This is a genomic window from Algoriphagus formosus (genome assembly GCF_002807035.1).
In the GTDB taxonomy this organism is placed as follows: domain Bacteria; phylum Bacteroidota; class Bacteroidia; order Cytophagales; family Cyclobacteriaceae; genus Algoriphagus; species Algoriphagus formosus.
In genome coordinates this window covers 60,767-76,279 of record NZ_NIUC01000004.1, presented here as the reverse complement: position 1 = coordinate 76,279, position 15,513 = coordinate 60,767, and the positions used below count along the sequence as shown (strand labels likewise).

The 15,513-nt window shown below is 41.3% G+C and carries 12 protein-coding genes; 10 read left to right on the top strand and 2 right to left on the bottom strand.

The genetic code is table 11. The annotated features are described in order from the left end of the window. The first annotated feature begins 590 nt into the window (after positions 1 to 590). The 4 genes from CDH51_RS17910 to CDH51_RS17895 all read left to right on the top strand — a co-directional run bounded on the left by CDH51_RS17910 (position 591) and on the right by CDH51_RS17895 (position 5,700). Positions 591 to 1,331, top strand: a complete 741-nt coding sequence (locus CDH51_RS17910; protein ID WP_100629924.1) for a hypothetical protein — start codon at positions 591 to 593, stop codon at positions 1,329 to 1,331. Between the two features lie 159 nt (positions 1,332 to 1,490). Further along, positions 1,491 to 2,522, top strand: a complete 1,032-nt coding sequence (locus tag CDH51_RS17905) for an alpha/beta fold hydrolase (protein ID WP_100629923.1) — start codon at positions 1,491 to 1,493, stop codon at positions 2,520 to 2,522. A 177-nt stretch (positions 2,523 to 2,699) separates the two neighbouring features. Continuing rightward, positions 2,700 to 4,859 carry a S9 family peptidase gene (locus CDH51_RS17900; RefSeq protein ID WP_100629922.1) on the top strand — a complete coding sequence of 720 codons (2,160 nt, stop codon included), beginning with the start codon at positions 2,700 to 2,702 and terminating at the stop codon, positions 4,857 to 4,859. 85 nt (positions 4,860 to 4,944) lie between these two features. After that, positions 4,945 to 5,700, top strand: coding sequence for a carbon-nitrogen hydrolase family protein (locus CDH51_RS17895; RefSeq protein WP_100629921.1), 756 nt, complete (start codon positions 4,945 to 4,947; stop codon positions 5,698 to 5,700). On the opposite strand, the gene CDH51_RS17890 is transcribed toward CDH51_RS17895, so the two are convergent. Next, entirely contained in the window at positions 5,701 to 7,068 is a 1,368-nt protein-coding gene (locus CDH51_RS17890; protein ID WP_198514347.1) for a hypothetical protein, read from the bottom strand. It lies immediately after the preceding gene. A 389-nt stretch (positions 7,069 to 7,457) separates the two neighbouring features. Between CDH51_RS17890 and CDH51_RS17885 the strand changes: the two genes are divergently transcribed. Then, positions 7,458 to 7,943: a YybH family protein gene (locus tag CDH51_RS17885; protein ID WP_100629919.1), complete on the top strand. Its 486-nt coding sequence runs from the start codon at positions 7,458 to 7,460 to the stop codon at positions 7,941 to 7,943. Positions 7,944 to 8,154: 211 nt separating this feature from the next. On the opposite strand, the gene CDH51_RS17880 is transcribed toward CDH51_RS17885, so the two are convergent. Further along, positions 8,155 to 9,042 carry a nuclear transport factor 2 family protein gene (locus tag CDH51_RS17880; protein ID WP_100629918.1) on the bottom strand — a complete coding sequence of 296 codons (888 nt, stop codon included), beginning with the start codon at positions 9,040 to 9,042 and terminating at the stop codon, positions 8,155 to 8,157. 117 nt (positions 9,043 to 9,159) lie between these two features. On the opposite strand from CDH51_RS17880, the gene CDH51_RS17875 reads away from it, so the two are divergent. The 5 genes from CDH51_RS17875 (at position 9,160) to CDH51_RS17850 (ending at position 15,509) form a co-directional block, all read left to right on the top strand. After that, complete coding sequence (locus CDH51_RS17875; protein ID WP_100629917.1) at positions 9,160 to 9,588, top strand: winged helix-turn-helix transcriptional regulator; 429 nt, start codon at positions 9,160 to 9,162, stop codon at positions 9,586 to 9,588. Between the two features lie 245 nt (positions 9,589 to 9,833). Continuing rightward, positions 9,834 to 10,142, top strand: a complete 309-nt coding sequence (locus tag CDH51_RS17870) for a Dabb family protein (RefSeq protein ID WP_232724854.1) — start codon at positions 9,834 to 9,836, stop codon at positions 10,140 to 10,142. Positions 10,143 to 10,191: 49 nt separating this feature from the next. Beyond that, on the top strand, positions 10,192 to 11,511 hold the full coding sequence (locus CDH51_RS17865; protein ID WP_100630127.1) for a S41 family peptidase: 1,320 nt from the start codon (positions 10,192 to 10,194) through the stop codon (positions 11,509 to 11,511). Between the two features lie 77 nt (positions 11,512 to 11,588). Beyond that, complete coding sequence (gene purN, locus CDH51_RS17860) at positions 11,589 to 12,149, top strand: phosphoribosylglycinamide formyltransferase (protein WP_100629915.1); 561 nt, start codon at positions 11,589 to 11,591, stop codon at positions 12,147 to 12,149. 1,056 nt (positions 12,150 to 13,205) lie between these two features. Continuing rightward, complete coding sequence (locus CDH51_RS17850) at positions 13,206 to 15,509, top strand: TonB-dependent receptor (protein ID WP_198514346.1); 2,304 nt, start codon at positions 13,206 to 13,208, stop codon at positions 15,507 to 15,509. The last annotated feature ends 4 nt before the right edge of the window (positions 15,510 to 15,513 follow it).

Below are 15,513 nucleotides of genomic sequence, written 5' to 3'. Positions count from 1 at the left end.
AATAATTATTTTTATTATTCAAATTAGGGATAAAGCATATAAAAGAGATGATTTTAACATGGGAAACGTAAATATTTACTATGCAGGAATAGTGTCTTTTTTGGCAGGTATGTACTTTTTTGTTACCTCGTTTTAAAAGATTTAAACAATTATTAAATTAAGTAATTACAAAATATTCATTTAAACTGCTAATAATGTCAGATATTTTGGTCCTAACTTTCAATAACATTCATGTCCATAGGGGGAAAGATTGACTGTTGAAAGAATAAAAAAAGGAAGGCTGGATACAAAGCTCGATTCTTAATTGACTATACTAATATTCAGAAAATTCAAATATGAATGATGAACCCGAACTTTGACTACAATAGTTTAGATAAACTCCTTTAGATGGTGGTAGGCATTCGTTATACTAATACTGTACCTAAAAATAACTGAGTCCAACATCACCTTGGAAGACAGCGGGCGGTTCCGAGTAAATTGAAAGTTTAGTATCTTTAAGAAGTTAGGAGTAGGCTGGAAGAGAAGTAGCCCGAATGCCCGGCGTCTCCAAGCTGAATCCCGTTGCCAACAATTAAAAAAATCCGTATTACATGGATAATAGAGTACTAAAAGATATACGATATTTTGAGATAAAACCTGACGACTACCACGGAAAATTTGATGGTATGATTGGGAATATTTATCAGAATTCGCCAGATACAAAATACATCGGACAGAGAATTGCGAGAAAGCTAAATGAGTTCGGATTTATTTCAGGAGAATTTGACCATATTTATATAAATCTTTCACAAATACTCAATGATAACGAGATAAATGAGAGCCCTCTGTTTTTGGATAAGCAGATAAAATACTATGATTATGGTTTAAAGGCTTCCGTATTCAATAACTTGACTGATTCTGAAAAAGACGCAAAAATTAAGGAGATAACTTTTAAGGTTTTAAATTGGATTTATAAAACTGACGAATTAAAAATTCAATTGATTAAAAATGTAAAGGATTTGATAGATAAATACGATAAGTGTTTATTGATTAAATACATAACAAAAGAGACGAGTCAATATCGGATTGACCTAAATTTCCAAATTCGACCAAATGATGATAAGTCTACATTGATAATTGAATACACTGACAAGAAAGAAAATAATACTAAGCAGACAATTACGGACATTCTTGATTATGAAGATTTGTATTCATTAGTTGATAAAGTAGTAATAAAAGATGGATTGATTATTTTTCAACCTAAGAAAAGTTATCACGCTGAACTCGTAGCTGGAAAATATAAAAATCAGTCTTGGAATATTGAGATTAAAAATATGATAAATAAAGAATAACTGTTGGCAACACATGGTATAGTGCATGCGGGCTTCAGAGGTTTTCGAGCGTTTGTGGCTCGTAAACAAAGTCGGTGTAAACTGATAGGAAATCGCCTCGTAATCCCGCACGACACCATACCATAAAACGTTATCAGCACTTATGAAAAAACAAAAAAGATGAAAAATACTATAGCACTTTTATTCATAATCATCCTCTTTGGGTGTCAAAATCAGGATAATAAGGATACCCAAACCAATAAAAGCATGGGAAGGGTTCAAGAAAAAACTTTTGTCGAATTAGGTGGTGAAGAACAATATGTGGAAATGACCGGGGCCTCTGAAGACTTGCCTGTTTTGCTTTTTATTCATGGTGGACCAGGCTGGCCTCAGACACCGCATCTGAGATATTTTAATGCTGAATTGACGGAAGAAATGATCTTGGTTTCCTGGGATCAAGCGGGTAGCGGGCAATCTTTTATCCGTAATCCCAATCCAAAAAACTTGAGTCCTGAGAGTTTGGTCAATGATGCACATGAGTTGACCCAGTATCTAAAAAAGAAATTCAACAGAGAGAAGATATTTCTTGTGGGCTTTTCCTACGGTAGTGTAATCGGAATTAAACTAGCCGAAAAATATCCAGATGATTATTACGCCTATATTGGTGTTGCCCAGGTAATAAGTGTAGCAGAAAGCTGGGACGTTTCGATGCAATGGTTGAAGGAACAAGCCCAACAAAGAAAAGATACAGCAGCAATCGAGAAGTTGGATTTAATCGAAAAAAAGGATAGCACCGTTTGTGCTACCATTCTGGATTGCTTTATGAGCAAGTATGAGTTGGTTGTAAAATATGGTGGGACGGTTTACGATACGGCTATTGCCAAAGAAATTGAGCAAGCGGAAACGATGTATGAAGATTACAAAGATTATGACTGGTTTGAAGCCTTTAACTACACCTCGGCTCGAATGGATGGCGTAGCCTTTACCACGGATATTTCAGATATCACAGCATTAGAGTTGCCTGTTTATTTCCTCGGTGGTCGTCATGACTGGAACCTACCTAGTGTAGTGGCAGAAAACCATTTAAACAAAATGACAGCTCCAGAAAAAAAATACATTTGGTTTGAAAAATCAGGACATGAATTAGCGGATGAGGAGGCTGAGAAATTTAATCAAACCATCATTGAAATCGTGAAAGAAAAAAGCCGCTAACATCACCTACACGCCATGCCCTCCGGGACACTTCGCATTGGCAAAACCTTTAACAAATAAAAGATAGTGAACAAAAAAATCGGAATTTTAAGTCCTATAGAAAATTTGCGTTCCAACAAGGAAAGCACGATTTGATCAGGATAAGATTATTTTACTAGACTTTACTAAAGCAAACAAATGCAACAGATCTCTTTTTGGCAAACATGGCTCCTGGCAGCCTTACTGATGGCGATGCCCGCTACCCTCCTAGCCCAGGAAACTGAGCTCACGCTTGATGAAATCTTCGCAACACCAAAACTAACGGGAACAAGCCCTTCTCAGCCTGTCTGGGCACCAGACAGTGAGCACTTTGCTTTTTCCTGGAGTGAACCGGGAAATCCTGGGCGAGGGCTCTGGGTATCCACTAGCGATGGGCTGGAAGTAGACCTCATTTCCAATACGGATTCCCCCTCAGTTCGCGATATGGTCTGGACCGACGCAAATACCATCCTTAGCCTACGTGGAGACAATCTATGGCAAACATCGCTCAGCCAAGGAGTCGACCTTCAGTTGATGCCTGTCGAGGCAGGTGCAAGTAACCTTTCGATATCGCCGATCGGCAAGCAGGCGGCGTATATCCGCAACGGCGATCTTTGGCTTGCTGACTTCTCTTCCAAACAGAATCGCCAGCTCACCGAGATCGGCATTGCCAGTCTCTCAAGCTTAGCTAAAGGACGCTACAGCCGACCTGAACGTGAAATCGGCCCAGGCATTTGGAGTGGACCAACTTACAAGTGGTCCCCGGATGGCAAAACCATCGCCATTCACGTGGTTGACCGACGCGAGATGCGAAAAGTACCCTTCCCGGATTACCTCGCTTCCGAAACCAACCCCAACGAGGTACGCCGAAGTTATCCCGGGGATCCCAACGAGATTCGGAGGGTTGGCCTACTCGAAGTAGAAAGCGGAAACATCACCTACCTCGATTTGCCGGAGCCCCATGCCAATCAGGTCATCGACTTCAATTGGTCACCAGAGGGTGCGCTGCTGGTGGATATCGCAACCGACACGGCAGTTGAACGTAAGTTGTATGTCCTTGCACCCGGAGCAAGCCAACTAAGAGAGATTTGGCGAGGTGTTCGAGAAAGCCGCATGTACACTTCCTTTGGATCTACCTGGCATCCCGATGGGCAGCAGGTCGTTTTCTTAAGCGATATAGGTGACCGTTATGGTCTTTATACCATCGACGCCTCGCCATCAAGAGATCTTCCACAACTTTTGACAGATCCATCCTACGATGTGCTGTCCTCCCCTAGCATTGCTGGTGACGCCCTGTTTTATGCCGGCAACGGCGTTAATCCCTACGAACAACACGTCTATCGATTGAAAATATCCGGTGGTGATCCAGAGCAGGTGACGCATCTTTCTGGGCAGAACGTGGGCTATCCCTCACCAAATGGCAAGCACCTAGTTTTCATGCACAGCAACGACACCTCACCGCCCGAACTTTACGTGGTCAGCAGCGAGGGTGGTGATGCTAGGCAGATAACCCAGTCGCCATTACCCGCCTTCACAGAGCGAACCTGGACGGCTGCGGAATATGTTAGTTTCCCCAGTCTTGTAGATGACTACACACTGCATGCCCGGATTCTGAAACCTACCAACATGCAGCCCGGCAAAAAGTATCCTGTGATCTTTGGGCCCGTGTATTCGAATACTGCGAGAAACCGCTGGGCCGGCAACTACAGCCTCGTACAGCAGCTCTTGGTCAAGAAAGGATATATTATCGTGCAGGTGGATTCACGCGGTAGCAACGGTTATGGCCGGGCATTCCGCGAGGAGTTCTTGCTGGGCTTTGCCGACCAGGACATTGAGGATTATGCGAGTGCCGTAGCCTACATGGAGTCACTGGATTTTGTCGATCCCGACCGCATCGGCATCTGGGGCAGCAGTTACGGGGGTACACTCTCCGTTTATTCGCTGTTGATGAAGCCAGGCTTATTCCAGGTGGGTGTTGCTGCTGCTGCAGCTGTGGACCCGATGTTCTTTGGCACGGACGACGTGGCGATTGTACGTACCCCACAGACACATCCGGAGATCTTCGAAAGAAAAGCCCTCAAGTATGCAGGCAATTTGGAGGATAAAATCCTATTTATCCACGGTATGCAGGACCATGTAGTGCCATTTAAGACAATAGCAGTGTTAGCCGAAGAACTGATCAAACAGGGTAAGGACTTCGACTTTGCATTTGCACCGGGAGCAACGCATGGATGGAGTCGTGAGCCGAATTACGATCGATACCTGTTTGGCAAGATGATCGAATACTTCGACCGACACCTAGCCGAGCCAAAAGAGTAGAAGCCTGGCAGCCGGCAGGCAGGGACTCCATTCCGACCGACGCTACGGGACAGGTTGTGGCATTTAAAAATCAAATGACAAACAGATGAAGGTTTGCATTGCACAAACGAAATCCGAAAAAGGAAATATCCGAAGGAATATTGAAAGCCATTTGGAGTTAATTGAGCATGCAATCAAATTAAAAGCTGATTTGATCATCTTTCCCGAATTGTCTATTACAAACTACGAACCTGATTTAGCCAAGGAATTAGCAACAGACACCAAGAGCAATATTTTTGATCCATTTCAAGAACTTTCCAACAGAAATGAAATAGCTATTGGAATCGGAATACCAACAAAAGCAATCGAGGGAATCAATATCAGTATGCTGATTTTTCAGCCAAATAAGGAAAGGGTAACTTATGCCAAACAAATGTTGCATTCAGACGAGCTCCCTTATTTTGTAAGTGGTAAAAGCCAAACCTTTTTAACTATCGATGGAGTAAAAATCGCCGTAGGAATCTGCTATGAGACATTGCAAAGAGAGCATTTCTTAAATGCAAAAAACCAAGGAGCCGATATTTACATTGCAAGTGTAGCCAAACCAATAGGCGGAATTGAAAAAGCATACCAATACTTTCCTCCCATTGCAAAGGAGTTTAACACGCCAATATTGATGTCAAATTGTGTTGGGCATTGTGATAACTTCATGAGTGCTGGACTAAGTGGTGTTTGGAACAAAAAAGGTGAGTTAATGGAACAACTTGATGCCTATAATCAAGGACTTATAATTTTTGACACGAGTACCGATCAAACAGAAAAAGAAATAATAGCTACGGGAAATATTGCATCAACCGAATGATCAATCATTCCCAACAAAATTCGCTCTTCCGAAGAATCGTTGATTCACGAAGTTATTGAGATTAGAACCAAAACGGTAATTAAACCCAAACCTCGTATCGATGGTGTAGGCTGAGGGCAGAGTGACTCTCCCACTCAAAATATCCTGTTCGGTGAAATCTCCTGATGCCAGATAAATCTGGTCCTTCACGTAGTTACCTTCTGCCCGTACATAAAAAGAAAAATTACCCGTCACCCGGACTTCTGCACTAACATTCAAACCGGTGGTCCAAAAGCTAAAATCATCCAGATAGTTTCTCAGACGATAGCCAACTTGTAGATTTCCCCATCGTTGAGTTAATCCTAGACTGGCTCTCAAACTTTGGAGTGCTCTGGTTTCTTGATTTGAACCGTAAATCGTTTCTTCGACATAGGTATTATTCCTCACCTCAACCCCATAGTTTAATCGAAGAAACCTAGAATTTTGCTCTGATTCTGGAAAGAAATTGTACTCAATTGCCGGTCTGAAGCTGACTTGAAACTGGTAATTGAAGCGAGTGTTCTGCCGACCATCCAAATCATATCCGTAAGACCATTGGGGCGAAATAGACTTCACCAACTGGTGCCCAAATCCAAATTCTGACACATCAAAATCACTCTCAACTTCGTCGATAATGGGGTTGCCATTTTCATCAAGAACCGAATTTCCATTCCCGTCAACCCTTGGCACTCTTTGAACCGTTGTTCTCAGCCTTTCATTTATTCTCCCGGATATATTGATCTTCCAATCATCTGTGATCCGGTTGACATTGATATCCGCACCAAAATTGATATCTCTGCTTAATTCCTCCAATTCAATATTGGCATCACTACCAATATTAAAAACCCAATAATCCCAGGGATCAACCATTTCCAGCTCAGTTTCTTCAAGAACGCTAGGGCTAGTCTTCATGTTGATATCAACTATCTCCCCTGCCTTAGTCTTCGCTACATATGGAGCCAAACCTAATTTGATATATCGGGTCAATTTTTCACGTACTTCAAAGTCGGTGTCCGTCTGTTTGTTATTCAAATAAAGAGTGTCTGTCCTACCTGCATGAAGGTTTTGTTGACCTATGAAAATGAGTTGGTATTGTCGTCCTCCTCCACCAGATTCATTATTATTGATAAGCACAAATACATCAGCCAGTTGATTATCCCTGTAGAAGTCCACTGCCGTAATTTCTGTTCTGATAAAATCCATATCACAGCCCCCATCTCTTCGTTCGCAGCCATCAATAAAGACCCGAAGTTTATTGGGAGGGCTGGTATTACCGATTAACGTTTGACTAATTGCATAAGGAGTTAAGGAAAAGAATATCAGGACCAATAATAGCGGTGTTTTTCTCATTGAATTTGGGAGTAATTAACATTGACCATGTTCTTTAGGTCAAGCTTGAATGCCTGTAATTGCTGGCATATTACCAATTGTAATGTGAAAATAAGTACACATTTCACACAAAAGTGCAAAGGAAATGATTGTCGGTATATGCTGACAATAAATCAAAGGAATGAATAGATAGAACGTCCGTGTTTATGCTAAGCTTCTTCTTTTATTCTTTGGTACAAACCAGATCGTGTCCCTTAAACTTATTGGGTCGCGTCGGAGCATATCCTTAACCCACTTTTTTTCAATAAATTAAGTATATTCATACCTAGAGTTGGGTGTTTTTTTGCCATCGCTCTTGTACCATCCCTTGGCATTTAGGGGTGAATGTTTAATATCTAAATCGAGACATTATGAAACTTAATCGACTCATTTTAGTATCTGCTATTCTATTTACCATTACGGCATGTAAGCAAACTACCATTGACCAAGAGGCTGAAGCAGAAAAGCTAATGGAACTTTCCAGATCTTGGGCTAAATCTGTTAAAGACAGGGACGTTGAAAAAATGTTGTCTTATTGGGCAGATGATGCGATGGTGATGTCACCTAATGAGGCTTCAGTGGTGGGAATTGAAGCACTTCGAGGAATGGTGGAGCGATCTATGAAAATCCCAGGTTTCGAAATCTATTGGGAACCGCAAGAAGCATTTGTTTCAAAAAGCGGGGATTTGGGATATGTCATTATCAAAAATTACATGACCATGCCGACAGATACTTTGGGAAATACCCGCACAGTTTTTAACAAGGGGGTTGAAATCTGGAAAAAACAAGAAAATGGAGTCTGGAAGAATGTTGTAGACATTTCCAACTCAGATCCTTCAATAAGCTCTCTCGATTAGAAGGCCCCACACCCTTGTGGGGTTACACATTTTTTGGTCGATAAAGGGTTTTATAAAGAAATTTCACTTCTTTACTGGCTTTGGTTTCGAATGGCTATAAAGAGGCTTTGAATAGTCTTTTATTTAATGCTTTTGGGATGCCAAATCAAAAAAAATCCAGAATGAATTTGAGTGATTCATTCTGGATTTTATTCGAAATTCCTGAGGCTGATTAAAATCCAAACATTCCGTTTGTATGTGCCAATCCTTCTGTAGGGATTTCTTGAATCACATCCCAATGCTCTACAATCTTGTCATTTTTCATCCGGAATAAATCATAGAAAACGTGTTTCTTACCCCCATTCCATTCGCCTTCACTCACTGTAAGTACAAAATTTCCCTCTCCCAATACCTTGTGGATTTTGGTGTACTTAAACATATTTCCTTGTGAACTTAGATATTCTACCGCTTCCACAATGCCAGTCAATCCATCTTTGATTTGTGGGTTGTGCTGATGATATTCTTCAGAACTGATGTATTCACCAATCTTCTCTGGATTTTTACCCATCAGGACATCTTCTACAAGCGAAATAGCCAATTTCTTATTCGCTTCAGTCTTGTCTAAATCTTCCGCAGTAGTTGGTCCGTCGGTCTGGGTCCTTCCGCTGGCTGTTTCTTTCACTAAGACTGTCATTGCATCCCAATGCTCGGCCACTTTGCCATTCTCATCCACGCGGATGATATCAAAAGCCACCATTTCATCTGCTCCAAAAGGCTTGGCATTTTTCCAGATGTTGTGCATAAAAACAAAGTCTCCGTCCTGGAACATCCGCACGTTTTCGGCATAGGTCCCATTTTCCTTTAAAACGGGCAGTAGACCAATAAAAGGTTCTAATCCAGTCGGCACAAATGGATTATGCTGAATGTAATCAGCATTTGCAAGTTGGCGCATGGTCTCAGCGTCTTGCTTGGCAACAGCTCCTAAGAAGGTGCCCACAATTTCTTTGTTATTCATTGTTTTTTCTGTTGAAGAATCATCCTCGTCTATTGATTTACTTTGACTCATGCCGCAGGAAGCGAGGATACCTGCCAGCAGAAATACAGTGATTGCTTTTTTCATTTGATTGGAATTAATTACTTTTGATTTGCAAGTAAAAGTAAATAATTACTTTCAATTTGCAAGCATTAATGAAAATAAATTTCATTTTGCAAGTAATTTTCAAAAAAGACGTATCAGATGCGACAGGATTTCAGATGTGATTGTCCCTTTACTTCAGCCTTGGACATTCTAGGAGACAAGTGGATATTGGTGATTATCAAGCAGATGCTTATTGAAGGCAAAGAGACTTTCAAAGACTTTGCAGAAAGTGAGGAAGCAATTGCTACCAATATTCTATCCGCCAAACTCAAATTTTTGGAGGAAGTGGGAATCATCATCAAAACAAAACGACCGGGAAATAAAAAGACCAATCTTTACTTATTGACTGAAAAGGGGCTGGCCTTGACGCCTATCCTTGTGGAACTTGCTACTTGGAGCGATGCCCATTTGCGAGACCTCCACCCCAGTATTGTGAACGGAGAATCCATGGAGTCACTTCGAAATGATAAAACAGCATTTGCAAAAACCCTGGATAAAAAATACAGGGAAAAGCTAGCTGGAAATTAGTTGTGCAATTTTACAGACTGGCTTTATATCAAAAAGCAATGCCTTTGTCGAGATATCCTTAAATCCTTCAAGCTCTTACCGCTGATTCTGAAAATTGAATACCGCTATTGAATATCAAATTCTGCAGAAAGTTTATCTTTAGCCATTCAACAAGCCTAAGCATGACACAACGAAGGAATTTCTTAAAAACTATTTCCGCAGCCTCTGCAGCTGCTTTCTTACCTATTAACTCAATTGCACAAAACATGAAAAAACAACCGATGATCCACCAAGTTTATTTTTGGTTACATGATGAAAATGACACCCAAGAATTCCTAACAGCGGCAGTACCCATGCTGGGAAAATGCAAAACTGTAGGAAGATTCATCGCCGGCACCCCTGCTGATACCGAAAAAAGAGATGTGGTCGATCATTCATGGCAAGTATCCTGCACGCTCTTTTTCGATAGCCTCGAGGACCAATTAGCCTATCAAAAAGACCCCTTGCACTTGGAGTTTATTGATAAATATTCATCTATGTGGAAAATCGTAAAAGTGTACGACATCGCGATCTAATGACATCCGCTTCAAAGGATATTTCGTAAATACCATAAAATCAATGGATATGAGGAAAATAAGATGGATTCTTGGATTGCTGGTCTTCGGAATATGGTCCTGTCAAACGACAGATGACCCAACTCCAAACCCGCAGTCTGATGTGGTGAAGGATGCAATATTCTCGACCATGCAGGAATGGTATTTCTGGAATATGGAGCTTCCTGGCGAAATTAACACCGCAAATTACCCGAGCAATGAGCTGTTGTTGGAAGATATTATTTACAAGCCGCTAGACCGCTTTTCATATATTACCACGCAAGAGGCGTTTCAGAATGCCTTTGTAGGAAGAAATGCGGGACATGGTTTCGGCTTTGCTTTTGACCAAGATGAGCGTCTATTCCTGACCTTTGTGTTCGACGAAGCACCAGCTGGGAAAGATGGCTGGCAGCGAGGATGGGAAATCATCGAAATCAACGGAAAACCTCTTGCCGACTACAAAACTTCCTCTGGCGGATACAATTTCGATTTAGGTCCTCCAGACCCAGGGATCAGCAATACCTTTACCTTCCGACTTCCCGATGGCAGCACGACTACTCGGACGAATACCAAAGCAGAATATCAATCCAATTCGGTACTCTACCAAAATGTCTACCCCATAGGAAATAAAAAAGTAGGGTACTGGGTCTATCAAAGCTTCAAAGCCACGGCTGGGCTCACTCCTACCCGAAGTCAGGAGGTAGAAAACTCCATGAACTATTTCACCGGAGAGGGGATTGATGAATTGATCATAGACCTACGATACAATGGCGGGGGCTCGGTGGCTGTCGCCGAACAAATCCTCAATTACTTGATCCAGTCCTCGAACTCCGGGAAAGTGATGTACACCAATAAACTGAACGAGGATAAATCAGAGCTAAATCAGTCAGAAAACTTCTCTAAAATCGGTTCGCTGAACCTATCCCGAGTAATTTTCATTACGAGCCGTGGTTCTGCCTCCGCTTCCGAATTGGTGATCAATGCTCTCGATCCCTACATGGATTTGGTCTTGATTGGAGACAATACCTTCGGCAAACCTGTAGGCTCTTTTCCCCTATCCCGATACAACCGCACCTTGGCTGAAAACGATGTTGAACTAGTACCCATCACTTTTGCCACAGCGAATGCAGAGGGCAAAGCTGAATATTTCGAAGGATTCCCTGCTACATTCTCCGTCAGTGATAGTCCGAATATTCCTTGGGGCGATACCAGAGATTCCCGACTGAATGCTGCCCTTCAATTTATCCTAGATGGCATCATCAATGGTCGTGTACAGCAAGAATTCTACCGTCCATCTTGGGAGATGATCGACTCTTTTCATGGATTACAGCAGGAATTCCCCGCATATTAATTTCAAAAAGATTTCAAAGGCCGCTCTTTTTCTAAGGCGGCCTTTCTTAATTTAGCCCTGCAAATAAAAACAGCACTGTGCAAAGATTAGCCATTCTCGCTTCCGGTAGCGGCTCCAATGCCGAGAAAATAATGGAGCACTTTCAAAAAAGTAAAAAAGCTTCTGTTGCCTTGGTCGCTTCAAATAAAATGGATGCTTTTGTTCTAGAGCGAGCTAAAAAATTTCAGGTACCCACCTTTACTTTTTCAAGAAAGGAAATGCAGGAAGGAAAGCTACTGGAGAAATTGAAACAAGAAAAGATCGATTGGGTGATTTTGGCTGGTTTTCTTTTGAAAATCCCGGAAGACTTGATTCGGGCTTTTCCTGATCGAATGGTGAATATCCATCCTGCCCTCCTACCCAACTACGGGGGAAAAGGAATGTATGGAATGCATGTTCACGAAGCGGTCAAAGCAGCTGGAGATGAATCAACCGGCATCACCATTCATCTAGTCAATGAAAACTACGACGAAGGAAAAATCATCTTTCAGGCAGCCACAGCCATAGACCCCGCCGATACTCCAGAGGATATCGCCCAAAAAGTGCATGCACTTGAGCATCGATACTTTCCTGAGGTGATTGAGAGTCTGATCAAATAAGAGATCAATTGCTGTAAAAATCACTCTAATTATCAGCAAAAGAAAAACATACTTCCTGATCTGTCTAATCCTTACGATTAGTGTTTTAACCCTTCTGGTCACTGGGTCGCCTTTGCTGACGCTTCCCTTGGATGCCAAAGGGGAAATCCCGATGGGAACTCCCATCACCTGGATAGGAATCATTGCTCTTCCTTTATCGATTTATTGGGGGGTGGAAAGCCTAAGAAAGCCTAGAACTTTATTTCATACTTTTCTCGCTGGCTTATTAAAACTGCTGATTCTTTTAGCGATTCTTTGGGTGCCAATTTCCTTTTTAATCGTTGGAAATCTTTCTTTTGAGGGTCCGGGCCAAACCATGCAATGGTTTTGGAGGTTCAGCTATGGTATTGGAATAGCAAGCCTTCTAACTTTAACTTTCTATGGACTCTCATGGCTTTTCACTAAGAAATAAATAAAAAATCGCGCTGTATGAAACTGAGACCAATAAAAATAGGACAACTCACCATCAGTCCCAAAAGGTATTTAGCAATTGCTGGCGCTTTTTTGATCTTGGGGATTGGAATTGGGGCTACTATTGCCTCCTAAAGCGACTCTAAGTTTGCCTTATTTTTTTGCACTATACTCAGTATCGGGATTCTTCTTTTCAGTTTTTTGAAAAAATAGTTTAAGGCTAAGCTCTATTTTTTGATAGAAAATTGTATCCTGGATGTAGTAGACAATCTCTCCTAATGAAACCAGATTCAATACTACTTTTAAATACCAGAAAACCGATTTAGATAATTAGGCACATACTTCTAGGACAAACAAGCTAAATACAGGATGGCATTGTTCTCTGCTTCCGTTTGATGAGCTTGAAATTGGAACTCAAATATACTTTTCAGATCAAGGCCTAAAAGAATATCAAATAATCGTCTCCGAAACAACCATCTAACCTCCCTTCAAGTCTGACTATGTGACTTTTGTCCTTATACGATTATGGTTCATTGTTTTTATTGCAACTATGTTGCGAATAACACTAATAAAAACCTAACCCATAACTATAAATTTTTATCCAAGATGTTTAGAAAGCTATTTCTCCTCCTTATCCTTTCAGTAGCCTTTTTTCAGATTCAGGCTCAAAACCTAATCAAAGGCAAAATCACCGACCTCGAAGGGTTGCCATTATCCGGCGTCAATGTGCTTTTATACCAAAATCAATCAGGAGCTGTAAGTCAAGCAGATGGCAGCTATCAAGTTAATGTACCTTCAAACCTAAAGGTAGTCACCTTAGAATTCACTTATGTTGGCTATCGAACCCAGGTCAGGACCATAGAATTCCAACCGGAAGTTTCCACTGAATATTCGCTCGATATTCAATTGGAAGAATCCCCGCTTGAACTTGAAGAAATCACTATCACGGCAGGTTTTATGAAGGAAAAAGATGAAGTCCCCTATCCTATCGAAGTGGTCAGGAAAGAAGAAATGGTGAGCTTTGGTGAGCCTACGCTGACCCGATCAATCTCCAGAACACCCGGGGTCTATTTTTCAAGCTTCGGATTGGGAGGAGGTCAACCGATTATCCGAGGACTCTCCAATACCAATTTGGTTCTTCTGAATAATGGAATCAAGCAGGAAGCTTTTCAATTTTCGTCCAATCATCCATTTCTAGTCGATGAATACACTGCTTCCCATATCGAAATCCTCAAAGGACCCGCTTCTCTTCAGTATGGTTCGGATGCAGTAGCAGGAGTGGTCAATGTCATCAGGGAGCGTCCAGCCAAGCCAAACAGCATTGATGGAGATATCATTTCGCAGTATCACTCCAATACTAATGGATTACTCAATAGTCTAGGTCTTCGAATTGGTTTGGATAAGTTCTTTTTCGGATTCAGAGGAAGTATTAAGTCTCATAAAGACTTCACAGATGGAGACAAAAATATCGTTGATAATACCAGGTTAAATGAAGGAAACCTGAATTTCAATTCTGGTTTCCGCTCAGATCGGGGGCTTTTCACGCTCAACTATAACTTTACAGACGCGAAGTATGGAATTCAGAATCAGCCACAAATCAATCTTTTTTCCAGTCCTTTAGCCTCAAGGTTATTGATCGAAGACCGAAAAAATGAAGTATGGTATCAAGATCTGCAAAACCATTTAATAACCTCCAACAATACTGTATTTCTAGGAAAAAACACATTAAGCGTTGATTTGGGATACCAGTCCAATATCAGGGAGCTTGTGGCTGGAGGGATTAACCCTCAAGGTGAGTTACTAACACCTACTGTAACTTCCATGCAGCTAAATACGCTTACCTACAACACGAAGTTTATCATGCCTTCAGGTGACAATAATTTCATTTTTGGGATAAATGGGGCAATAATCAATAATGAAGCTGATGAAGAAAAAGCTAACATCCCTATGCCTGATGCAAAAATCAATGACCTAGGTTTCTATGCAATAGGAGATTTTCAGCTTTCAGAAAACATCATTCTTACTTCCGGATTGCGATATGATTACCGAAACATGAAATCTTTTCCGGTAGCCACAGAAAATACTGATCGATTTGAAGTTGATAATACCTATAATAACATCAACGGCTCAGTAGGGCTAATCTACAACTTTACTGAAAACCAGTTTTTCAAAGCCAACATTGCAAGGGGATTCAGGTCACCAAACATTCCTGAGCTTACACAAAATGGAATTCACGGAGGCAGATTTGAAAGAGGTGATCCAGATTTAGATGCTCAAAGCAATTACCAGATCGATTTCACCTACCATTTACACACTCAGTGGGCAACTTTAAATATCGCTCCCTTTTTCAATACAATAGACAATTATATCTATTTAGTGATGACGAATGAAGATGCTCCTATTGGAGGCGGAAAAATATTCCAACATGTACAAGATGATGCAAACCTGTATGGAGGGGAAATTGCACTGGATATACATCCAGTCACATGGATAGGCGTTCATGGTAGTTACAGCATGATTCGGGCGGATATCAAAAATAATTTGGAAGGTATTGAGCATCCTACCTTTACGCCTCAGGATAGATTGACTGGAGAAGTGAAATTTCAACAAAACCAAATTGGCCCTTTCAAGAGGCCATTCTTCTCCATAGAAGTCATGAACTTCTTTGAGCAATCTCGAACTGGCCAAAATGAGGCTAGCACCCCTGCTTATACTTTACTCAATGCAAGACTCGGGGCAAGCCTACCCCTAGGAAAACAAGACTTGGATCTATTCATTGCGGGAAGCAACCTGGCCAATGAGACCTATATTGACCACTTGTCAGTCACTAAGCCCCTGGGCTTGAACATGATAGGTAGAAATATTACTTTCGGATTAAGATTACCATTTAATTTAAAATCAACCCAATAAATAC